19 protein-coding genes and 1 tRNA gene are annotated in these 20996 nt (G+C 61.8%); 14 read left to right on the top strand and 6 right to left on the bottom strand.

The window, feature by feature from the left end:
• The first annotated feature begins 2 nt into the window (after positions 1 to 2).
• The 8 genes from murB to KF885_10220 all read left to right on the top strand — a co-directional run bounded on the left by murB (position 3) and on the right by KF885_10220 (position 9776).
• Complete coding sequence (murB, locus tag KF885_10255; protein ID MBX3049540.1) at positions 3 to 914, top strand: UDP-N-acetylmuramate dehydrogenase; 912 nt, start codon at positions 3 to 5, stop codon at positions 912 to 914.
• Positions 911 to 2023 carry a D-alanine--D-alanine ligase gene (locus KF885_10250; GenBank protein MBX3049539.1) on the top strand — a complete coding sequence of 371 codons (1113 nt, stop codon included), beginning with the start codon at positions 911 to 913 and terminating at the stop codon, positions 2021 to 2023. Before murB ends, KF885_10250 begins: the two co-directional genes overlap by 4 nt.
• Before the next feature lie 17 nt (positions 2024 to 2040).
• Complete coding sequence (locus KF885_10245; protein ID MBX3049538.1) at positions 2041 to 2991, top strand: FtsQ-type POTRA domain-containing protein; 951 nt, start codon at positions 2041 to 2043, stop codon at positions 2989 to 2991.
• A gap of 2 nt (positions 2992 to 2993) precedes the next feature.
• Positions 2994 to 4229: a cell division protein FtsA gene (gene ftsA, locus KF885_10240; GenBank protein MBX3049537.1), complete on the top strand. Its 1236-nt coding sequence runs from the start codon at positions 2994 to 2996 to the stop codon at positions 4227 to 4229.
• A gap of 83 nt (positions 4230 to 4312) precedes the next feature.
• Positions 4313 to 5443 (top strand): cell division protein FtsZ, encoded by a 1131-nt coding sequence (gene ftsZ / locus KF885_10235; GenBank protein MBX3049536.1) that lies wholly within the window; start codon positions 4313 to 4315, stop codon positions 5441 to 5443.
• Positions 5444 to 5707: 264 nt separating this feature from the next.
• Positions 5708 to 6169, top strand: coding sequence for a transcriptional regulator NrdR (nrdR, locus tag KF885_10230; GenBank protein MBX3049535.1), 462 nt, complete (start codon positions 5708 to 5710; stop codon positions 6167 to 6169).
• 78 nt (positions 6170 to 6247) lie between these two features.
• Positions 6248 to 8818, top strand: coding sequence for an adenosylcobalamin-dependent ribonucleoside-diphosphate reductase (locus KF885_10225; GenBank protein MBX3049534.1), 2571 nt, complete (start codon positions 6248 to 6250; stop codon positions 8816 to 8818).
• A gap of 145 nt (positions 8819 to 8963) precedes the next feature.
• Positions 8964 to 9776: an SH3 domain-containing protein gene (locus KF885_10220; GenBank protein ID MBX3049533.1), complete on the top strand. Its 813-nt coding sequence runs from the start codon at positions 8964 to 8966 to the stop codon at positions 9774 to 9776.
• Positions 9777 to 9898: 122 nt separating this feature from the next.
• On the opposite strand, the gene KF885_10215 is transcribed toward KF885_10220, so the two are convergent.
• On the bottom strand, positions 9899 to 10723 hold the full coding sequence (locus tag KF885_10215; protein ID MBX3049532.1) for a hypothetical protein: 825 nt from the start codon (positions 10721 to 10723) through the stop codon (positions 9899 to 9901).
• Between the two features lie 68 nt (positions 10724 to 10791).
• On the bottom strand, positions 10792 to 11409 hold the full coding sequence (locus tag KF885_10210; GenBank protein ID MBX3049531.1) for a hypothetical protein: 618 nt from the start codon (positions 11407 to 11409) through the stop codon (positions 10792 to 10794).
• A gap of 66 nt (positions 11410 to 11475) precedes the next feature.
• On the opposite strand from KF885_10210, the gene KF885_10205 reads away from it, so the two are divergent.
• Both KF885_10205 and KF885_10200 read left to right on the top strand, forming a co-directional pair.
• On the top strand, positions 11476 to 11946 hold the full coding sequence (locus KF885_10205) for a hypothetical protein (protein ID MBX3049530.1): 471 nt from the start codon (positions 11476 to 11478) through the stop codon (positions 11944 to 11946).
• Positions 11947 to 11998: 52 nt separating this feature from the next.
• Positions 11999 to 12646 (top strand): deoxynucleoside kinase, encoded by a 648-nt coding sequence (locus tag KF885_10200; protein MBX3049529.1) that lies wholly within the window; start codon positions 11999 to 12001, stop codon positions 12644 to 12646.
• Positions 12647 to 12674: 28 nt separating this feature from the next.
• Here the strand turns inward: KF885_10200 and KF885_10195 are convergent, their stop codons facing one another.
• Entirely contained in the window at positions 12675 to 14198 is a 1524-nt protein-coding gene (locus KF885_10195; GenBank protein ID MBX3049528.1) for a M1 family metallopeptidase, read from the bottom strand.
• A 149-nt stretch (positions 14199 to 14347) separates the two neighbouring features.
• Between KF885_10195 and KF885_10190 the strand changes: the two genes are divergently transcribed.
• Both KF885_10190 and KF885_10185 read left to right on the top strand, forming a co-directional pair.
• Positions 14348 to 14926, top strand: coding sequence for an aldo/keto reductase (locus KF885_10190; protein ID MBX3049527.1), 579 nt, complete (start codon positions 14348 to 14350; stop codon positions 14924 to 14926).
• The gene (locus KF885_10185; GenBank protein MBX3049526.1) at positions 14821 to 15327 is read left to right on the top strand and encodes an aldo/keto reductase; all 507 of its coding nucleotides are present in this window, start codon (positions 14821 to 14823) and stop codon (positions 15325 to 15327) included. The genes KF885_10190 and KF885_10185 overlap by 106 nt, the downstream gene beginning before the upstream one ends.
• An 8-nt stretch (positions 15328 to 15335) precedes the next feature.
• Here KF885_10185 and gcvT read toward each other — a convergent pair whose 3' ends face one another.
• Positions 15336 to 18428: a glycine cleavage system aminomethyltransferase GcvT gene (gcvT, locus tag KF885_10180; GenBank protein ID MBX3049525.1), complete on the bottom strand. Its 3093-nt coding sequence runs from the start codon at positions 18426 to 18428 to the stop codon at positions 15336 to 15338.
• Positions 18429 to 18498: 70 nt separating this feature from the next.
• Between gcvT and KF885_10175 the strand changes: the two genes are divergently transcribed.
• The gene (locus KF885_10175; GenBank protein ID MBX3049524.1) at positions 18499 to 18960 is read left to right on the top strand and encodes a DUF1801 domain-containing protein; all 462 of its coding nucleotides are present in this window, start codon (positions 18499 to 18501) and stop codon (positions 18958 to 18960) included.
• Positions 18961 to 19209: 249 nt separating this feature from the next.
• Here the strand turns inward: KF885_10175 and KF885_10170 are convergent, their stop codons facing one another.
• Positions 19210 to 19947 carry a ZIP family metal transporter gene (locus KF885_10170; GenBank protein MBX3049523.1) on the bottom strand — a complete coding sequence of 246 codons (738 nt, stop codon included), beginning with the start codon at positions 19945 to 19947 and terminating at the stop codon, positions 19210 to 19212.
• Between the two features lie 35 nt (positions 19948 to 19982).
• A tRNA-Val gene (locus KF885_10165) sits at positions 19983 to 20056 on the bottom strand.
• A gap of 85 nt (positions 20057 to 20141) precedes the next feature.
• On the opposite strand from KF885_10165, the gene KF885_10160 reads away from it, so the two are divergent.
• Positions 20142 to 20993 carry a MurR/RpiR family transcriptional regulator gene (locus KF885_10160; protein MBX3049522.1) on the top strand — a complete coding sequence of 284 codons (852 nt, stop codon included), beginning with the start codon at positions 20142 to 20144 and terminating at the stop codon, positions 20991 to 20993.
• Positions 20994 to 20996 lie beyond the last annotated feature (3 nt).

Here is a 20996-nt window from a genome sequence, read left to right as displayed (position 1 = left end):
CTATGGCCGTTACCTTGCCCCTGGATGCCCTGAGAGCCGCCTTTGGCGAGCGTCTGCGCGAGCAGCACCCGCTGGCGCGCTATACCTCAGCGCGCCTGGGCGGGGCGGCCGATGCGCTCGTGCTGGCCAGCAGCGCCGATGAGCTGGCTGCCAGCGCGCAGGCGCTTTGGGACCTGGAGCTGCCTTTCATTGTTCTGGGCGGCGGCTCCAACGTGCTGGTCAGCGATGCAGGTGTGCGCCAGGTGGTGCTGCTGAACCAGGCCAACCAAGTCGTCTTCGATGACCAAGGGGTCTGGGCCGAATCGGGGGCCGGGCTGGGCGTGATCGCCCGCCAGGCGGCCGCCAAGGGCCTGGGCGGTCTGGAATGGGCCGCCGGCATCCCCGGCAGCCTGGGCGGGGCCGTGGCCGGCAACGCCGGCGCCCACGGCGGCGACACGGCTGCGGTGCTGGAGTTGGCAGACATCTTGCACTGTACACAGGGCAGGCAAACGTGGACGGCTGAGCAGATGGCTTATGGCTACCGCACCAGTTGGTTCAAGGCCCATCCCGGGCAGGCGGTGGTCTTGGCCGCCCGGTTGCGGTTGAATCCGGTGCCCGAAGCGGAGATCCGCAGTGCGATGGAGAGCTTCAATGCCTACCGCCGCCTGACACAACCGCCCGGGGCCAGCATGGGTTCCATGTTTAAGAACCCGCCGGGCGATAGCGCCGGTCGCCTGATCGAAGCGGCTGGCCTCAAGGGTTTGCAGCAGGGTCAGGCGCAGATCAGCCCGCTGCATGCCAACTTTTTCCTCAACCGCGGCGGGGGGCGCGCCGAGGATGTGTATGCACTTATTCAGCAAGCCCGCCAGGCGGTCAAAGACCAGTCCGGCGTGGAATTGCAACTGGAAGTGGAGTTGATCGGTGATTGGGAATGACGGCTAGCAAGTTGAACGTGGCGGTGGTTTTTGGCGGACGGTCTGGCGAGCACGCAGTGTCGCTAATGTCGGCCAAATTCGTGCTGTCTATGCTCGACCCCGCCAAGTACCAGGTCATCCAAGTGGGCATCAGCAAGCAGGGCGACTGGTGGACCGGCGCGGACGTTTTGACCGCGCTGCAAGCCGAGGACAGCGCCGGCCTGCAGCCGGCCACCTTGCTGCCCGATCCGACGCGCCGCGGCCTCAAGCGCATTGAGACCGACGAGCGCTTGCAAACGCTGGGCGAACTGGATGTGGTCTTCCCCGTTTTGCACGGCACTTTTGGCGAGGATGGCACCCTGCAGGGCCTGCTCGAAATGGCCGGCGTGGCCTACGTGGGCGCCGGTGTTTTGGGTTCCGCGGCCGGCATGGATAAGGCTCTGTTCGCCGATGTGATGCGCGCCAATAACATTCCGGTGGTCAATACAGTTCTTATCCTGCGTTCTGAAGTGGAGAACGATATTGAGACGGCAGTGCGTGTAGCCGAGAGCGCCGGCGAGTACCCCTTGTTTATCAAACCGGCCAACCTGGGGTCCTCCGTAGGCGTGAGCAAAGCTCATAGCCGTTCCGATCTGGTCGAGGCATTGCTCTATGCCGCTCAATACGACCGGCGTATGGTGGTGCAGAAGGGCCACAAGGTGCGTGAGATCGAGGTGGCTGTGCTGGGCAACGATCAGCCGCAGGCCTCGCAGTGCGGGGAGATCATCCCCGAGGCCGAGTTTTACAGCTACGAGGCCAAATACCATGACGAGCGTTCGCGCAGCGCCATCCCGGCAGATATCCCCGCCGAGACCGCCGAGCGTATTCGCGCCCTGGCGATCCAGGCTTATAAAGCTGTGGACCTGGCCGGGTTGGCGCGGGTGGACTTTTTTCTGGATCAGGAGAGTGGCGAAGTGTACTTGAACGAATTAAACACCTTGCCGGGTTTCACTCAAATCAGCATGTATCCGCAACTGTGGGCGGCCAGCGGCATCCCCGGCGGCGAATTGGTGGACCGGCTTATTGAGCTGGCCCTGGAGCGGCACGCCCAGCGCGGCGCGCAGCGTTTTGATTACACGAGGGGAGGCTAGTCATGGCGGAAGGCTCTATGACCCGCGCCCAACAGGTACGCTCGCGCCGTTTGCAGCGCCGCGAAGGCCGCCCGCTGGTGGAGCGCAACGCCTTTGGCGTCAGCGCCCATTCGGTGGCCAGCGGTCCGCAAATGGTGGCGCGCAACCCCGAATTGGATCGCCGCCAGGCGGCCAGCTCCGTGCGCTCCCGCCGGCCGCGTTACTTGAAGCTGGGTGAACTGGGCGCAGAGCTGCGCCTGCCGGTGCTACCCGCCGTGCGGGTCGGCGCCCGGGTCATTTCGGCTGCGCTGGTCCTCGGCTGCTTGGCTCTGCTCTACCTGATGGGCTTCAGTTCGGCTTTCACCGTCTCGGAGATCCGTTTGCAAGGCGCCCAGCGCTTGGATGCCGCCGCGGTGAACACTGCGCTGCGCGTGGCTGGCGCTTCCATCTTCAGCATCCAACCGGATGAGTTGCTGCAGGTGCTGCAGACCCAGTTCCCTGAGCTGGAGCGCGTGTCTGTTACTGTCGGCTTCCCCTCCAGGCTGACCGTGCGTGTAGTCGAACGCGAACCAGTGCTCTCCTGGCAGCAAGCTGGCCTGACCGTGTGGGTGGATGCGGCCGGTGTAGCCTTTACTCCGCAGCAGGGCGGTGAAGGTCTGGTGCAGGTCAGCGCCATCAGCGCGCCGCCGCTGATGAAGACCGACCAATACGGTCGCCACCAGTTGCTGCGCTTCGAGATGGTCTCTGCCATCAAGATCCTCAGCCAGATCGCACCGCAAGGCGCCCCGCTGATTTACGATGCCACGCATGGGTTTGGCTGGACCGACCCGGGTGGCTGGCAGGCTTTCTTTGGGCAGGACGGCGCCGACATCGTTCAGCGCATGGCCGTCTATCGCTCAATTTTGGCAGAATTGGCCAGCCGCAGATTGGCCCCGACCCTAATCAGCGTGGCCGAACTGCATGCGCCATACTATCGAATGGACTATTAATCATGGCCGCACCTATCGTCGTCGGTGTAGACATCGGCACCACCAAAATCTGTACCATCGTCGCCCGCGTGGAAAATGACGGGCGTGTGCGCGTGCTGGGCGTGGGCATTGAGCCGTCCCAGGGTGTGCGCAAAGGCACGGTGGTGGACATCAACGCCGCCACTCGCGCCATCGGCCACTCGATCGACAAGGCGGAACGCAGTTCCGGCTTGGAAATCACCTCAGCCTTGGTCAGCCTGGCGGGCTCGCACATCAGCTCGCAGAACAACCGCGGCGCGGTCGGCATCGCCGGCCGGGTGATCACGCATGCCGACGTAGCGCGCGCCATTGAAGTCGCTCGGGCCGTGCCCGTGCCGCACAACCGTGAGGTCATCCATGTCATCCAGCGCAACTTCAATGTGGACGGGCAGGAGGGCATCGCCATCCCGGTCGGCATGCATGGCTATCGCCTGGAAGTCGAAACGCATATCATCAGCGCCGCCGCCTCCACGGTGGATAACCTGCGCCAGTGTGTGGCGCAGTCCGGCGTGGGCGTCAGCCAGTTCGTGCTCAACCCGCTGGCCTCTGCCGAGGCGGTGTTGACCCCCACGGAACGCGAGATGGGCGTGGTCATCTGTGACATCGGCGGCGGCACGACAGACGTAGCCATCCTGGTAGAGGGCGAAGTTTGGCACACCATGGTCATCTCGGTTGGTGGCAACCACATCACCTCTGACATTGCACATGGCCTGCGCATCCCCTTCTCGCAGGCCGAAGACATCAAGATCCGCTACGGCCATTGCCTGCCGGACGAGATCGACCCCGGTGACACCTTTGCGGTCAAATCCTTTGGCAGCGAAGAGCAGATCGAGATCAACCGCCACCAGATGGCCGAGATCATCGAGGCCCGGGTGGAGGAAATCTTCTCGCTGGTACAGCAGGGCATCAAACGCTCGACTTTCGACGAGAGCCTGCTGCCGGCCGGCTTGGTGCTGACCGGCGGTTCCGGCGCGCTGCGCGGTATGCCCCAGTTGGCGGAGCGCGTGCTCAACATGCCGGTGCGCCTGGGCAAGCCGGACAAGCTGACCGGCATGGTCGACAAGCTGCAGTCGCCGGCCTTTGCCACCAGCGTCGGCCTGCTGCGCTGGGCGGTGCTGATGAATGAAGTTACCCCGCGGCAAGAGTCCGACAATGGACATTCGCCAGTCGGGCTGGATTGGGAAAAGATCAAGAACGTCGCCCGACGATTCTTGCCCTAGTGGAAGCGAATTTTTTAAGGTTTAAGCAAGCGCAACCTTAAAGAAACCGCCTACACTCAAGGTTTGTGAGTACGGAGGAAGGAATGAAGTCTCAGAATCACGTGGAATCGTTTGCCCGCATTAAAGTTGTGGGCGTTGGCGGGGGTGGCTGCAATGCCATCAACCGCATGATCGAACAAGGCATGCCTGGCATTGAATTCGTGGCTGTGAACACGGACGGCCAGGCGCTGCTGCTCTCCAATGCTGATACCAAGGTGCGCATTGGGGACAAGCTGACCCGCGGCATGGGCTCGGGCGGCGACCCGGAAACCGGCCGCAAGGCCGCTGAGGAATCCGCTGACGAGCTGATGCAGGTACTGAACGGCGCCGACATGGTCTTCGTCACCGCCGGCATCGGCGGCGGCACCGGAACTGGCGCCGCCCCGGTGGTGGCCAAGCTGGCCCGTGAGGCCAAGGCGCTGACCATCGGCGTGGTCACGCGACCCTTCAGCTTTGAAGGCGCCCGCCGCGGCCAGAATGCCGAAGTCGGCATTTCCAATCTCAAAGACCACGTCGACACGCTGATCGTGATCCCCAACGACCGCCTCTTGCATGTGGTCGAGAAGCGCTCCAGCTTGACGGACGCCTTCAAGGTAGCTGATGATGTGCTGCGCCAGGGTATTCAGGGCATTTCCGAGCTGATCACGGTCCCCGGCCTGATCAACCTGGACTTTGCCGATGTGCGCACGATTATGTCTGAGGGCGGCGCCGCCCTGATGGCGGTGGGCGAAGGCAGCGGCGAGAACCGCGCCCAGGAAGCTGCCGAAGCGGCCATTACCAGCAATCTGCTGGACATCACGATTGATGGCGCGCGTGGCATCCTCTTCAATGTCACCGGTGGCCCCAACCTGTCGCTGTTCGAGGTCAATAACGCCGCGGCGATCATCAAGGAAACCGCCCATCCGGATGTCAACCTGATCTTCGGTGCGGTGATTGATCCGGATATGCCCGAAGACAAGCTGCGCATCACTGTCATCGCCACTGGCTTTGACCGCAAAGGCATGCCGCGCCGCATGCTGCGTACCCAGCCGCCGCGCGAGAACGCCTCTCAACCCCACGGTGAGCCCGCCCAGCGGGAGAATCTGCCGGTGGACCAGGACCAGTTCGAACCGGCTTCTTTCAACCCGCAAGATTTGGATATCCCCACCTTCTTGCGCAAACGAGCAGGCAAGTAGCCGCGGCCGCCCGGACCCTTCCTCCCCGGGCGCGCTGCGAAATAAAGCACCGTGTCGGCATAGTCGACACGGTGCTTTTTTGTTGTTTTCATACGTTAACCTGACGTGAACCTAAAAGTTTTGTCAGGCGGCCAAAGTTGGGACATAAAACGCTTGTATCCCTTGGTGGCGGCATGCTAGAATGGCGAACTTTCCGCCCAAATATCGGGAGTTTTTGGAGAGTTCCCCCATATGTAGGGGATGAAGAAGAGGTCAATTCGTCAAATGCAGTGCCCGCATTGTAAAGATCCGGACCAAGAAGGCAGCAAGGTGATCGACACCACTCATGACGCGCGCGGTGGCATTCGCCGCCGCCGGGAGTGCAAGAACTGCGGCAAGCGTTACAGCACCTACGAGCGCCCGGTCCTGGCTGCACCGATGCTGATCAAGAAGGATGGGGGGCGTGAAGAGTTCAATCGCGACAAGCTGACCCACAGCGTGCAGTTGGCCTGCGTCAAGCTGCCGGTCTCGGCGGCGGACATTGACTATTTGGTGGGCAACATTGAAACAGCCTTGATGCAAATGGAGAAGCCGGAAGTGCCGTCCCGCGTGGTGGGAGATATGGTCATCGCCGGGCTGAAAGAACTCAACGAGATTGCTTACATTCGCTTCGCCCTGGTGTACCTGGGGCTGAACGATCTGCACACTATCCGGAAGGAAGTCGACCAACTCATCGAAGCCAGTTAAGCTGAACCTGCACCCACTCTGCTGGCTGCAGAGGCGGGTGTTTTTGTCTCTACGTATGACTACAACAGGAGAACGACCATGTTGAAGGAAGCCAAACCGACCAAGAGCTCAGACACCGACGGCCTGCTGCCGACCCCGCAGCTGCCCAAGTCGCTCAAGCGGATCAAACTGAGCGACAACGCCCTAGAGGTCTTTAAGCGGCGCTACATGCGCCGCGGCCAGGACGGCAAGCCGGTGGAAAAGGTCGAGGAGACCTATTGGCGGGTGGCTTACCATGTCGGTAAGGTCGAGGCGCAGTGGGGCAGCGATCCCCTCAAGGTGGGCGCGGAATTTTACGACCTGTTGGGCTCACAGCGCTTCACGCCCAATTCGCCGACCTTCACTGGCGCCGGCACGCCCATCGGCCAGCTGGCCGCCTGCTTTGTGCTGCCGATCAGTGACGATATGGGCCGCCAGCAGTCTGGCATCTTCCAGACGCTGCGCGACGCAGCCCTGATCCAGCAGACTGGCGGCGGCAACGGCTTCTCCTTCTCTCGTCTGCGCCCCAAGGATGCGCACGTCAAAACCTCGGCCGGGCGCGCTACCGGCCCGGTCGGTTTCTTGCGCGTCTACGACCAGGCCTTCGGCGAGATCGCCCAGGGCGGCACGCGCCGCGGGGCCAACATGGCCGTGTTGCGCTGCGACCACCCGGATGTAGAAGAGTTCATCACCTGCAAAACCGACGAGAACTCGATCACCAACTTCAACATTTCCGTGGGCATCACTGATGCCTTCATGCGTGCCGTGCGCGACGACGCCGACTGGGACCTGCGCTTCATCGATGTGTCCGACCCGGCCACCAAGGGCTTCGACGGCACGTTGGAGCAAGCCGAGGCGGCTGGACTGCCGATCAAGGTCTACAAGACGGTCAAGGCCCGCGAGCTGTTCGACAAGATCGTGCGCCAGGCGCACCACAACGGCGAGCCGGGCTGCCTGTTTCTGGATGCGGCCAATCGCAGCAATCCCGTGCCGCACCTCTACCCGCTGGAAGCCACCAACCCCTGCGGGGAGCAATGGCTCGGGCCTTACGAGAATTGCTGCCTGGGCTCGATCAACCTGGCCCAGCATTTTGGCCCGGAGGGAACCGTGGACTGGGAGAAGCTGCGCCAGACCGTAGTGCTCTCCACGCGCTTCCTGGACGATGTGGTGGAAGAGAACGCCTACGTGCCCGCCGTGCCGCAGCTGCGTGAAGCGGCCCTGAATGCCCGCCGCATCGGTCTGGGCATCATGGCCCTGGCCGACCTGCTCTACCATGTGGGTATCGGCTATGGCTCTGAGGAGGCGCAGGAGTTCAGCGCTCAGGTGATGGAGTTCGTGCGTTATCACAGCATGCAGACCAGCATTGAGCTGGCCCGCCAGCGCGGCCCTTTCACGGCCATTGAGGGCAGCATATATGACGGCAAGAAGATGACCTGGCAGCCGCCGGTGCCGCTGCGCAGCTACCAGCACGACTACGGCCGCCCGACGCTGAATTGGGATGAGATCGTCAGCGGCATCCAGCAGCACGGCATCCGCAATGCGGCGCAAACCACCATCGCCCCCACCGGCACCATCGCCACCGTCTCCGGCTGCGAAGGCTACGGCTGCGAGCCGGTCTTCGCCTTGGCGTACCTGCGCCATGTCAACGACAACGGCAAGGACCTGACCTTGACTTACACCAGCCCAATGTTCGAAGCGGCGCTGAACAAGAGCGGCCTGGATGCCAAGACGCGCAAGAAGATCATCGAGCAGGTCGTCGCCGAGGGTAGCTGCCATAATGTGAAGGAATTGCCCGCCGCGCTGCGAGATACCTTCGTCGTCTCCGCCGACATCACTGCTGAGGCGCACGTGCGTATGCAGGGCGCGTTGCAGGCCTTCGTAGACAATAGCCTCTCCAAGACGGTCAATTTCCCCGCCGGCGCGACAGAAGACGATGTAGCCACCGCCTACATGCTGGCCTGGGAACTGGGCGCCAAGGGCATTACCGTCTACGTGACCGGCTCACGCGACAAGGTCGTGCTGGAAACGTATGCCACTGCCAAGTCCAAGGAACCCGCGGCCGCCGCAGCCGAACCTCTATGGAATGAAAGCCGCAAGCCGCGCTCTGGCGTGCTGCACGGCTCCACCTATAAGACCGAGACCCCGCTGGGCACCGTGTTCGTTACCGTCAACAAGAACGGCGACGAGCAGCCTTTCGAAGCCTTCATCACCAGTGCCAAGGCTGGCTCCGAAACCGCAGCCGTCTCCGAGGCCATCGGCCGCCTGATCTCTTATATCCTGCGCCTGGCTTCGCCCATCTCGCCCCGCCAACGTCTGATCGAGATTCGTAACCAGCTCTCCGGCCTGGGCGGCGACCGCCAGCTGGGCCTCGGCCCCCGCAAAGTGCGCTCCCTGCCCGACGGGGTCAGCCAGGCGTTAGATCAGTACTTGGCCGACAGCGAAGAAGCCGCCGATGCGGCCCCCGCAGCCGCCCCGGCGCCATCCGCTGCCAAGCAGGCCGGCGGGCGCAGCACGGCTGCGCCCGGCGCCTTTGCCGCCGTGGGCGAATTGTGCCCGGAATGCGGCCACAGTACGCTGGTGAACACCGAGGGCTGCAAGAAATGCTATAGCTGTAGCTACAGTGAATGCTGAGTGAAAAGAGCCCCAATTGGGGCTCTTTTTTTAGCAAGTTCTCTTCGTATTAGGCAGTAACCAACCCATGCTTCTCATCGTTCTGCTTGTAGCCAAATTCAGCTACAAACTTGGCTAGGCATAATCGATCCCAGGAGGATTCGCCATGCGTAACAAGACGGCTTTACTCGTTTTCGCAGTAGTCGCAGTACTGCTCCTTGCCGCCTGTGGCGGCAATACCGACGCGGCCATCGCCACCGGCATCGCCCAGACCCAGCAGATCAGCTCGCTGGAAACGGCTGCTGCTGGGGCACAAGCCACGCCGGAACCCACCCAGGCGCCGACAGAAGCTGAAGCCACCCCAGTGCCCATCACCACCTCGCGTGATGTCAATCTGCGCACCGGGGATTCCACAGCTTATCCCGTTATCACAGTGGTTTCCGGGGGCGAAACGTTGCAGTTGACAGGCGTCAATCAAGCAGGGACCTGGTACCAGGTCAGCTTCCGCAATACTTCAGGCTGGATCTCTGCCGATTTTATTGAGGGAGAGATCCCGAGTGATTTGCCTGTGGTCGCGCCAGCGGCTCCGCCGCCGCAGGCCACCGCCACCAGCAGTAGCAGCGGGGGCGGTGGGGGAGGCAGTGGCGGTCCGGTGAGCAACTATGTGCTCATCTTGGATGCCAATGATACGGACAATAAGTCGATCAGCGATACCGTCTCCGGCAATAACGTTCATCGCATCACCATTCAGGTGCAGGGGCTGAGCGGCTCTAATTCAGTTGAAGTGGATATCGCCTTCCAATGCGATACGAGCCAGCCGGAGAAGGTCAAGCTGACTGCGCCCGGCGCGACGGACAATGTGATCTGTAACAACAACTGGTCGCACCAGGTGAGCAGCAGCAATCCAGCGGTCATCACTGTTCAGTTGGATGGCATAAACTCTGCCAAGTGGACTGTCATCGCCAACGTTAGCCCGTAGCGGTAGAACCTCAAAGAAAGAGGCGGCCAATTGGCCGCCTCTTTTTTTTGTACAACCCTTCTTTTGGAGTTTTCCGTTGGGGCGCACGGCTATGCGCCCTTGTAGCATCGCTTACTGAATGGCTACTTCACTTCAATTTTGATCTGGTAATCGACCACACGTCCAGCTTGCGGCACCACTTCGATGATGTAAAACTGTGTTTGCGGCAGGTCCAGGCTGTAATTCGTCACGCCGTTTTGCGCCCGCACATAGGGCGTGCCCGTATCAAAGCCCCAGACCGTCAGCGCCGCATCGCTGGAATTGGTGTTCAGAGTCACATACAGATCCTGATTGGCCTGGGCGTACACCGTATAAGTCACAGGGTTGCCATCCGCCGTGCGGCCATCATAGGTTGCGCTGCTTGCGCCCGAGGCAAAGCGTACTGGCACGGCAAAGGTCACACTCAGGGTGAAGTCTTGGGTGCTGTTCCCGCCCACTACACGGAACTCGTAGTCCTGTGTCTTGGGCAGCAGGCTGCGGAACGAATTCCAGCCGCGCGACGCTGGCAGCTGCACTGTGCCATCCGCCCCCACGACCTCCAGCACCGCGTTGCCGGCCGGGGTGAATAGCTGCGCAATCATGATCTGGTTTTGGGCCGCGCCGGCCATATAGCTGCGGGTCTGGTTGGCTTGCACCTGCCCGGTCACCGTGCCCTGCGTGGCTCCTGTGGAGAAATTGATGCGGTTGCTTTCCGGCGTGTTGCTGGGGATCGGGGTGGGGGGCGCCGTGGTGGCGCTCGGTTCCGGTTCGCTGGTTGGGCTGGCTGCCGCGGCCGTATTGGTGGAGGCTGCTTGCAGCGTGCCCGCCACGTCCGTGGCGATAATCTCAATATCCGGACCGGTTTGGCTGGCGCCGCAGGCGGCCAGGGCCAAAGCAAGCAGGAGGGTAACAGAAACTCGTATGATCATCACAGCACCTCTAGGTACTAGTATAAACTCCCTCAAGTATGGTGAAAACAGCAAGTCGTCGGTGGCGGCTAGGATTTTTTGCGATTCGCCAACCATAGCACTGTGCCAAAGCTTAACGCCGCTGCCAAAATAGTCCCAAGGGTCAGAATCCACATGGTAGCTGCGCCACTGGTGTTGGGGAAGACCGGCACGTTGTGTCCCGGGCCGGCGGCAAAAGCCAGGGCGGCAACCGTCATGCGCCCGACGGCTTGCTTGCTGCGGCCCAGCAACCAGCCCAGCGCCGCACCGCTCAGCGCGGAGACCAGGAACAGATCTATGGCAAAGCGTGAAGCCAGCTCGGCCTCAAACCCGGGCAAAACCCGGTTGCCACCGAAAAGCAAGTCGGTCAGCGGCCGCTGCCAACTGCTCACCACAAAAGAGGCCGCCAGTACCAGAGTCAGCAGGGTCGAGAAGATCATGATCGCCAGATACGGGTTGCGGGGCAGGCGGGCCTGCATGGCCTCAAAGGCCCAGCCCACCAGCAGGCCGGTGGGGATCGCCACCACGATCCCGAACCCGGCAATGAACCAAATCGGCATGATCAAAAAGTGGTGGATGATCAGAAAAGTTCCAAACCCCGCAGCGCCAGCCACGGCCCCCGCTAAAGCGTAACGGGATTGCAGGAAAGGTTGTTTCTCAGCGCTCATCGCGGCTCCTTGCCCCATTATATAATGTTCACCATCCAGTTCTCATAAAAAGCGGGAGGTTGCAGTATGCGCTCTTCGTTCTGGTGGACGCTGTTCTTTTCATTCCTGCTGCAGTGGCTCATGCCCCTCGGGATCGGCTTGCTGATGGTCATGTTCCTCGGCGCCATGTATTTGCTGGCCCCGCTAGGCGTGGACCTGGCACGGCCTTGGGCGGGCAGCTTGGCCTTTCTCGGTATTCAAACGCTGCAAGTGCTCATCACCACGCCGCTTCTGGTCGCCGTGGTGTACCGCCTGGGCCAGCGTCTGCACTCCGGCTGGCTATATCTGTGGGCGGCCCTGGCAGGCTGGCTGCTGCCGCTGACCTTGCATTTCCCCTATGCCGCACTCATGCGCCTCTTCCAGCCAGAAGCCAACTACGAGAGTTTGCTGGGTATTGCCCTGGTGATCATCGCCCTGAGCGGCGCGCTGCTCGGCCTGATCGCAGTTGCGGTCATGCGCCGTGCCCAGCAAGCCGCCGCTGCTCGGGCAACTCCCTGACCTTCGCCAACTTTGATCGGTGAGATAACCGATTCTGTAGGAAAATAGCCGCATGGCCGCCAAACGTCTTGTCATTGTCGCCGGGAATATTGGGGCCGGCAAAACTTCCCTCACCAAAAAACTGAGCGAAAAGCTCAGCTGGTCTTCCGGTTTCGAGACCATCGAGAAGAATCCCTACCTGGGCAAATTCTACGGCGATATGCGCAACTGGGCCTTCCACCTGCAGGTCTTCTTGCTGGGCCAGCGCTCTGAGCAGCACATCGCCGCCCACCAGGCCGCTCAGTCCTACATTCTGGACCGCAGCATCTATGAGGACTATCACATCTTTGCCCGGGCGCTCAACGAGCTGGGCAACCTCAACGACGAAGACCTGGACACCTACCGCCGCGTCTACAACCTGGTGATTGATCACCTGCCCAAGCCGGACCTGCTGGTCTACCTGCGCGCCCCGGTGGACGCTCTGCTGGAGCGTATTCGCCTGCGCGGTCGCGCCATGGAAACCGGCATCAGTCGTGAGTACCTCGATCTGCTCGATCGCTTTTACTGGGAGTGGATGGCGGACTTCGACCTGTGCCCGGTGCTGACCGTGCCCTCGGGCGATCTGGACTTCGTCAAACGCCCTCAGCACCTGGACTTGGTCAGCGAAAAGATCCTGGAGAAACTCTCCGGCAAAGACGACGTGGTCTTCCCCGAAAGCTAGGCCAGCCTGGGTTAGCCCGTTGGCGGGTTTATTCTTGGTAATCGGCGGCGTACAGACCCATCTGGGGGATGTCTGGCAACTCGAGCTGATACAGCCAGGCATCGAAGAAAGCGCCCAGATCCCGCCCGGCCACCTCTTCGGTGGTGGCGATGAAGTCTGCCGTGCTGGCATTGCCGCCGCCAAAGCGCGTCGTGTAAGTGCGCAGCGTCTCGAAGAAAGCCTGATCGCCAATCTCCAGTCGCAGGGCGTGCAGCACCAGGCCGCCGCGCGCATAGACGCTGGCGTAATCAAACAGCCAGTTGGCCCCCGGGTCACCGGTAAAGCTCTGGTTGTAGGCGGCATAGGCGGCCAGACTTTCATAGGTGGAGCGGATGTTGCGCTCCATGGCTGGGCGGCCATCGGTGTGTTCGTTCCACAGGTCGCTGGCGTAAGTGGCAAAGCCCTCATTCAGCCAGATATCCTGCCACTGCTTCAGCCCTACCGCGTTGCCGAACCAATGATGGGCCAACTCATGCACCACCACATACTCATCGGTGAAGCTGTTGCCAAACACGGACAACGTGGCAGTCTCCAAAGCGAAGTTCAGCGGCATATCGTGCACCACCACGCCGTAAGCCTCGTAAGGGTAGGGGCCGAACAAGCCCTCGAAATAGTCCAGCATTTCCGCCGTGCGGGCGAAATCGTTGCGCACTTCTCGGCTCACGCCCGAGCCAAAGTAATTGCGGATCAGCAGGCCGTCTGAGCTGCGGCTTTCTTCCAGATCAAATTCGGCGATGCCCAGCGTGGTCAGATAGGGCGCAATAGGGTCGGCGATCGCCCAGTGATAGGTGCTGTGTCCGTTGCTCTGCTCCACGCCGGTCAGCAAACCGTTGGCAGCCACATCGTACCTGGCGTCCACGGTAACGCTGTAGCTGTAGGTGGCCTTGTCTGAGGGGTGTTCATTGACTGGGTACCAGGTGGACGCGCCGGTCGGTTCCCCGGCTACCAGGATCCCGTGGCCGTAGTTGATCCAGCCCTGCGAATACTGTGGCAGGTCATCCCGGCTCTCGCCTGGGCGGCCCTGGTAGAGGACCTCGACCAGCAGCTTGTCGCCCATGTCGGCGGGCAGCGGCAGGAAGATCGTCATCTCAACCCCCTGCCGGTGAAATTCGGCACGTTCGCCGTTGACACGCACCTCATCCACTTGCAGTTCGTACAGCTCCAGGTTCAGGCTGCTCAGGCGTTGCGTTGCCGTCAGTTGGATATGGGCCAAACCGCGGACGAAGTTATCCAGCACGTCCACATCCAGCACGAGATGGTAATGGCGCACATCGTAGCCGCCATTGCCCAGCTCGGCATAGTACACATCCCCCAGGCCCACCGGCCCGGGGTGCGGGTTGGGCGGGGTGGTAAGTTCCGCCGTGGGGCGGGGTGGGCTGGTTTGCGTGGCGACGGTAGCATCCACGTCGCGCACTGCCAGCAGTTCGGCCAGCATGCTGGTGGCGGTGTTGCAGGCCAGGCTGGCGAAGATCAGCATGGCAGTCAGGGCGGTGAGTTTAACGCGTAGGGGCATACCCGAAAGTATGCCCCAGTTTCTGCGGCTCGGCTAGCGTGCTAGGCTGAACACTTGCTGGGGTTATCGCTTCTCAGCGCATCTCGTTTGGGGCAGTTATTATTGCCTATCTACAAAAATGGCTTGGCTTTAAAGAAAGAAGGAACCGGATGAAACGAACACTGGGCAAGAGCGGGTTGCAGGTCAGCGCGTTGGGGTTGGGCTGCTGGGCCATAGGCGGCCCCTGGACGCTACACAACGGGGCGCAGGTTATCCAGGCGGGCTGGGGGCAGGTGGACGACGCCGAATCGCTGCACGCCATTCAGGCTGGGCTGGACGCCGGCATCACCTTTTTTGATACTGCCGCCAATTACGGCGCCGGCCACAGTGAGCGCTTATTGGGCCGCGCGCTGCAAGGCAAACGCGAGCAGGTGGTGATCGCCACCAAATTCGGCTTCCTGGTAGATGAAGCCCAGCGCCAGATCAGCGCCGCGCCAGACCAGATCCTGGCCAATCTGCGCGCCGACTGTGAGAACAGCCTGCGCCGCTTGGATACCGATTACATCGACATTTACCAGCTGCATGACGGCAGCTATGACATGGCGAAAGCCCCTGAAGTGATGGAGGTGCTGGAGAGCAGTTGGTGGCCGAAGGCAAGATCCGCTGGTACGGCTGGAGCACGGACGACGCCGAGCGCGCCCGCATCTTTGCGGCTGGCGAACACTGCACCTCCAACCAATTCGACCTGAATGTGTATCACGACAATCCCGGCATCCGCGCCGTGTGCGCGGAGTTCAACCTGGGCGGCATCAACAAGAGTCCGCTCAATCGCGGGGTGCTGACCGGCAAGTTCGCTGCGGACTCCAGCTTTCCTGCAGATGATATTCGTCACAGCCTGAGCTTCAAAGAAGGTCCCGGTGCCAAACGTCTGCGGCAGCTGGAAGCGGTGCGCACTGCGCTCAGCGCCAAGGGTCACAGTCTGGCGCAGGCTTCGCTGGCTTACATTTGGGCGCTGGATGAGCGCATGGTGCCGATCCCCGGCTTCCGTTCAGCGGCCCAAGTGCAGGAGAACGCCGCTGCGATGGCTCTCGGCCCGTTGAGCGCGGAGCAACTCGCTGAAGTGCAGAGCATCATCGCAGAAGCGGGTTAGCTTGACGATTAGAAGCGGCTGAGCACCCTGGCCTGGGTGCCTTTGGCGTCCGCGGCCAGCGGCTTGTCATGCATGCCCTGATGGACGAAGATGGCCGTGCCCTCTTTGCCGTATTTCTTGTCGACCCAGGCCTGCCCAGTGAGCGTGCCGAACTGGTCCAGTGAGCAGCTGGTGACTTCTCCAATCTGTTTGCCCTCGGCGTCGGTTACCGGGTCGCCCTGGTGGGCCATGCGCACTCCGGGAGGGAACTGGAAACGCAGCACTTCGCGTTTGCGCTTGGCATCTGCCGCCAGGAAGGCGGCGCGCCCAATGAACCAGGGCTTGTTGGTCTGCACAAAGCTGCGGAACCCGGCATCTGCCGGGCTGAGGTTGTGCGGCCCGGCCAGCTCCTGCCCGTATAAGGGCAGACCAGCCTCAATGCGCAGTGAGTCGCGCGCCCCCAGGCCGATGGGCTGCAAGCCGTGCTTGGCCCCGGCCTTGAATAGGCTGTGCCACAGCTCCACGGCCTGGTCGGGATGCACGAAGAGCTCGTAGGAGAACTGCTCACCGGTGTAGCCGGTGCGTGAGACGATCAGGTCCAGCCCTGCCAAGTGGGCGCGGGTGACGCCAAAGCGGCTCAGCTTGCGCAGCCGCGGCTTATCGGCCGGGGCGGCCAGGGCCAGCAAGATCTTGCGGGCGTTGGGGCCTTGCAGGGCCAGGTCCACGCGCTGGTCAGCGCCGGAGCTGGTCGCGCGCAGGTTGCGCAACGCCACGCCGCGGCCAAAGGCTTGCGCATCCGGCTGCTGGCGGTCCACACACACTTCGCCCGCCTTCACCGCGTTGAGCCAGGCCCAGTTCTTGTCGTCGTTGCCGGCATTCACCACCAGCAGATAGTCTTCCTCGGCCAAGCGATAGACCAGCAGGTCGTCGATAACGCCGCCGTCAGGGTCCAGGAAATGGGTATAGACCGACAGGCCCACGGGCAGCCCGGCGATGTCGTTGGCGCATACCGAATCGAGAAAAGCGGCGGCCTGCGGGCCGCGCGCATCGTAGACACCCATGTGGCTGACGTCAAACAGGCCGGCGGTCTGGCGCACGGCCAGGTGCTCCTCGCGCACGGAGCTGTAGCGCAGCGGCATATCCCAACCGGCGAAGGGCACCAGCTTGGCGCCCAGGCTTTGGTGCACTTCATGCAGCCTGGTGCGCTTCAATGGCGGGTCGACCGGCGCTTGCCAGACAAAGTCAGTCAAGGCCTTGGTTGGGGAGGCGGGCTGGCGCACCGCAAAGGGCTTGCGCGCCGGGGCTGGCTTTCCTTTGGGCGCCGCCACCTTGCGTTTGCTCTCGGTCACCAGCACTGGGCCAGGCGCGGTGCGGGTCAGGTCTTGATCGTCCAGGGTCACATAACCGTCGGAGAGCGCCCGCAGCCACTCGGCGGCCAGGCTGAACTCCGCCTTGGACACCGCCAGCAGGTAGTGGCCGCCGCTCAGCCGGCTGAGCCCTGCGTTGACTTCGCCCATCGGTGTCGGCAGGGTGACCGCCAGGTTGCTCTTGGGGCCGGCGGCTTCAATATCATTGGCCACGGCCACGTTTAGCAGGCTTTGAGCCTGCGGGCCGCTGATTTCCAGGCCGACCCAGGCGGCTTGGCCGGCTGGTTTGTCATCCGGATAATAGAAATGGGGATACCCGTGCTGGCTGGGCTTGAAGTCAATGCCGGCGGCTTCGGCCAGCTTGCGCACGCGCAGCTTGGCGTCCCACAGCGAGGCAAAGTCCACCCTGGCGCGCTGGCTCAGGCTGCTCTGTGTGCGGTCCCGGTAGGGGCGGCAGGCCAGCAGCAGGTCGGCGATGATGTTGCCCAGCTCACGGCTGTCTTTTTCGTTGAAGCCGCGTTGGGTTACCCAGGAAGTGCCCAAACGCACGCCGGACGGATTGAAGGCGGAGCGGTCGCCGGGAATGGTGTTGCGGTTGACCACGATGCCAGCCAGGTCCAGGATGCGCGCTGCCATGTCGCCCGAGAGGGTCGTGCCATCCGGACCTACCACGCTCTTGCAGTCCAGGTTGGTCAGGTGGCTGCGCGTGCCGCCAAAGGGGATGCGGAAGCCGCGCTGCTGCAGTTGGTCGCTCAGCGCCACACAGTTGGCGATCACCTGGGTTTGCAGCGCCTGAAATTCCGGGCTTTGGGCGATCTTGAAGGTCAGGGCCAGCCCCGCAAATACATTCACGTGCGGGCCGCCTTGCTCGCCGGGGAACACGGCCCGGTCGATCTTTTCGGCCAGCTTTTTGTCTGTCGTCAGGATGATGGCGCCGCGCGGGCCGTTGAGCGTCTTGTGGGTGGTCGAGGTGACCACGTGCGCGTGACCCACCGGGGATGGATAGACCCCGGCGGCTACCAAGCCGGCCACATGGGCGATATCCGCCAGCAGGTGGGCGCCCACCGAGTCGGCGATGCGCCGCAGGGCGGCCCAGTCCGCCGGCCAGGGATAGGATGAAAAGCCGCCAATGATCATGCGTGGCTTGTGCTGCAGGGCCAGTTCGGCCAGCTCTTCATAATCGATCATTTCTGTGTCGGGGTTCACCGTGTAATGCACGATGTTGTAATACTTGCCGGAGCGATTGGCGGGCGAGCCGTGCGAGAGGTGCCCGCCGTGCAGCAGGTTCATGCCCATCACCGTGTCCCCGGGTTGCACCAGGGCGTGGTACACGGCGTTGTTGGCCGGCGCACCGGAGAGCGCTTGCACATTCACATACAGCTTGTCCGCGCTGACTTCCTCAGTGGCAAAGGTTTCCGCCACCCGCCGGCGGGCCAATGCTTCCAGCAGGTTGGCGTATTCGACGCCCTTGTAATAGCGCGGGTCGGAATGACGGCGGTAGTGGTTGAGGCGCGCCGGGTAATCCATGATCTCGGCTTCCTGCATCCAGCGTGTGTCTTCATCGGGATACCCTTCGGCGTAAATATTCTGGAAGGCGGAGGAAAGCGCCTCGCGTACGGCCAGGGGTGCGCTGCTTTCGCTGGGAATCAGGATCAGCCGGCGGTATTGGCGCTCAGCTTCAAGCTGTGTCAGTTCATGAATTTCAGGGGCCAGTTGGGCCAGGGAACCACGGAAAAGGAAGTCTTTGGCAGGCATGCCGGAATTGTAACGCTTCTCTGCGCTGCAGCTTTGTATAATGGAGAGGCTACTCACAAGGAGGTGCAGTATGGTCAGCAGCAAAGCGGCAACCGTGGAAGGGTATCTCAACGAATTGCCTGAAGGCCGCCGGGAGGCGATCTCCGCGGTTCGCCAGGTTATTTTAGACAACCTGCCCGCCGGCTATGAGGAAGGTATGCTCTACGGCATGATCGCATACTACATCCCGCTGAAGGATTTCCCGGATACGTACAATGGCCAGCCGCTTGGCCATGTCGGGTTGGCTTCGCAAAAAAATTATATGGCTTTGTACTTGAACAGCGTGTACAGTGATGCAGCGGCGGAGAAGTGGTTCAGGGAACGTTACCAAGCCAGCGGCAAGAAGCTGGATATGGGTAAATCCTGCGTACGTTTCAAGAAACTGGCTGATCTGCCATTGGAACTTGTCGGCGAGACTGTGGCAATGACGCCGCCGGAAAAACTCCTGACCTTCTACAAGCAGCCACAGATAACGGCCCGGAGAAAGAAATAAAGAAAACGCCGGAGCTTGGCTTGACTTGCGCTTTCGCTAAGACCAGTTCGCCTCTGGCCGGCGGTGCGCTCGTTGCCTCATCTGGTAGTTTGCCCTCGGCTACGGATGGTGATGCTTCCGTTCCCGCAAAGAGCCTTGTTGCTGGGCCGTACCAGATGTTCGCTCCGGCGTTCTTTGCACCCATAGAATAGCCGGCCCGGCCTGGCTTGCCACCTGCTGTTTGTCCTGCCTTGGGCGGGACAAATGACATCAGCCCAAGACGGCTTGCAAGGCGATCATCGCCGTGACAGACAGCGTCACGACGACGGCTACGACTTCTTTGGGGGCATCCTCCAGAGCCTCGGGCAATACTTCGGCAAAGACCATCCACAGCATGGCGCCGGCCGCCAGCCCCAACCCAAGGGGCAGCACAGGTTTAAACAAGGTCACCGCCAGGAAGGCAGGCACTGCCATGAGGGGTTGGGGCAGAGAAGAGACGATGGCCCACCAGGCGGCCCGCAAAGGCGAAGTGCCCAGCGGCACCATCAGGAGTGCGATCGCCAAACCCTCCGGGATATTTTGAATGGCAATGGCAACGGCGATCAGCAGCCCCAGTTGTTCCCCACCGCCATAGGCCACACCCATGCCAATGCCTTCTGCGAAGGAATGGATGGTCATGGCCGCCAAAATCAGGATGGTTTTAACGCCGGCTGATTTGCGTAGAGCTTGCAGTGATGCGCTCTTGTCTTGCTTTAGGCGTTGGTTCAGGGCATGTATGCCTGCCAGGCCGGCGATCGAGCCCAGCATTAGCAGCGGCACAGAGAGCGGCAGGGCTTCAAAGATCAGGCTGAAGGAGGCTCCCAACATCAGGCCGCTGGCTGCACCCCCGAATATTCCCAGCCAGCGCCGGGAAAAGTTGTGGACAAAGAAGAAGGGCAGCGCGCCCAAGCCGCAAGCGGCGGCGGTGGCCATGGCTACCCAAAAAACCGACCAAACGCTAGTTTCCATAATAAAAAATACTAGGGCGCCTAACGGCGCCCTAGTGGGCGAGATAGGACTCGAACCTACGACATCTTCCTTGTAAGGGAAGCGCTCTAACCAACTGAGCTACTCGCCCGATCGACAAAATTGTACCCGAAGCGTACTGCAACACGGGTTGCACTTCATGTGCGGTCTGCAATTTTCTGTGCTATAGTGCCTCAATGGCTGCGACCTATGCAGAGCGGATTCGCGCTGCCCGCCCGGGGCTCTCCAAGAGCTTTCAGCGGCTGGCTGATTATATACTGGATTCTTACGTGCACGCCGCGCTGATGACGGCCTCAGAACTGGCCCATGCGGTGGACGTCGACTCTGCCACGGTGGTGCGCTTCGCCCAAGCGCTCAGCTATTCCGGCTTCCCTGAACTTCAGGCCGAAATTAAGGCGCGCGTGATTCAAGACCTGATGTTGCGGCCCAGGGAGAGCGTCAAGCCAGACAGCCTGCCGGCGCTCACCGATACGGCTTTTAAGGACCTCAGCGAAACTATGGAGCGCCGCCGGCGTATGCTGGACCCCGAGCCCTTGGAGCAGCTGCTGACCGCGCTCAAGTCAGCTGGGCGCGTGCTGTTGCTGGCGGACTCGCAAGGCCAATTCATCTTGGGTGAGCTGGCGCGTTTGCTGCGGGCAGTGGGCATGGTTTGCTTGCCGCTGCCCAGCGATGAACGCAGCCTGGCTGCCAGCCTGGCCGCTGCGCTCCCCAGTGATTTTTTGTTCATCATTGATATGACTGACCAGGGCGAAACCATCCCGGCCGCGCTGGCCTGGGCCAAAACAGCCGGGATGCCCAGCGCGGCCCTGGTGGGCAGCGCCTCATTTGCGGCTGCCCAGCGAGCCAGCATCGTGATCGAGGTGCAAAGCCAGGAGCAAAGCGACAATGCCCCCGTGGTGTTGTCCGCCATGGTGTATACCATTGGCAGGGCGCTGCGTTGGCGTTTTGCCGATGAGTACAAGCAAATGCAATCCAAAGTGGAAAGGGCCCAAAAACGCCTGGCCGCGGCCAGAGTGGGCAAAGCATAAGAA

The organism is Anaerolineales bacterium, from assembly GCA_019637805.1.
Taxonomy (GTDB): Bacteria; Chloroflexota; Anaerolineae; order Anaerolineales; family UBA11579; genus JAMCZK01.
Note: the sequence above shows the minus strand (reverse complement) of the source record. Positions and strands in the feature narration are given on the sequence as shown.

Excerpts from the sequence above, each read along its gene's own strand:
- murB (MBX3049540.1), top strand. The coding sequence starts at position 3 with ATGGCCGTTACCTTGCCCCTGGATGCCCTGAGAGCCGCCTTTGGCGAG.
- KF885_10250 (MBX3049539.1), top strand. The coding sequence starts at position 911 with ATGACGGCTAGCAAGTTGAACGTGGCGGTGGTTTTTGGCGGACGGTCT.
- KF885_10245 (MBX3049538.1), top strand. The coding sequence starts at position 2,041 with ATGACCCGCGCCCAACAGGTACGCTCGCGCCGTTTGCAGCGCCGCGAA.
- ftsA (MBX3049537.1), top strand. The coding sequence starts at position 2,994 with ATGGCCGCACCTATCGTCGTCGGTGTAGACATCGGCACCACCAAAATC.
- ftsZ (MBX3049536.1), top strand. The coding sequence starts at position 4,313 with ATGAAGTCTCAGAATCACGTGGAATCGTTTGCCCGCATTAAAGTTGTG.
- nrdR (MBX3049535.1), top strand. The coding sequence starts at position 5,708 with ATGCAGTGCCCGCATTGTAAAGATCCGGACCAAGAAGGCAGCAAGGTG.
- KF885_10225 (MBX3049534.1), top strand. The coding sequence starts at position 6,248 with ATGTTGAAGGAAGCCAAACCGACCAAGAGCTCAGACACCGACGGCCTG.
- KF885_10220 (MBX3049533.1), top strand. The coding sequence starts at position 8,964 with ATGCGTAACAAGACGGCTTTACTCGTTTTCGCAGTAGTCGCAGTACTG.
- KF885_10215 (MBX3049532.1), bottom strand. The coding sequence starts at position 10,723 with ATGATCATACGAGTTTCTGTTACCCTCCTGCTTGCTTTGGCCCTGGCC.
- KF885_10210 (MBX3049531.1), bottom strand. The coding sequence starts at position 11,409 with ATGAGCGCTGAGAAACAACCTTTCCTGCAATCCCGTTACGCTTTAGCG.
- KF885_10205 (MBX3049530.1), top strand. The coding sequence starts at position 11,476 with ATGCGCTCTTCGTTCTGGTGGACGCTGTTCTTTTCATTCCTGCTGCAG.
- KF885_10200 (MBX3049529.1), top strand. The coding sequence starts at position 11,999 with ATGGCCGCCAAACGTCTTGTCATTGTCGCCGGGAATATTGGGGCCGGC.
- KF885_10195 (MBX3049528.1), bottom strand. The coding sequence starts at position 14,198 with ATGCCCCTACGCGTTAAACTCACCGCCCTGACTGCCATGCTGATCTTC.
- KF885_10190 (MBX3049527.1), top strand. The coding sequence starts at position 14,348 with ATGAAACGAACACTGGGCAAGAGCGGGTTGCAGGTCAGCGCGTTGGGG.
- gcvT (MBX3049525.1), bottom strand. The coding sequence starts at position 18,428 with ATGCCTGCCAAAGACTTCCTTTTCCGTGGTTCCCTGGCCCAACTGGCC.
- KF885_10175 (MBX3049524.1), top strand. The coding sequence starts at position 18,499 with ATGGTCAGCAGCAAAGCGGCAACCGTGGAAGGGTATCTCAACGAATTG.
- KF885_10170 (MBX3049523.1), bottom strand. The coding sequence starts at position 19,947 with ATGGAAACTAGCGTTTGGTCGGTTTTTTGGGTAGCCATGGCCACCGCC.
- KF885_10160 (MBX3049522.1), top strand. The coding sequence starts at position 20,142 with ATGGCTGCGACCTATGCAGAGCGGATTCGCGCTGCCCGCCCGGGGCTC.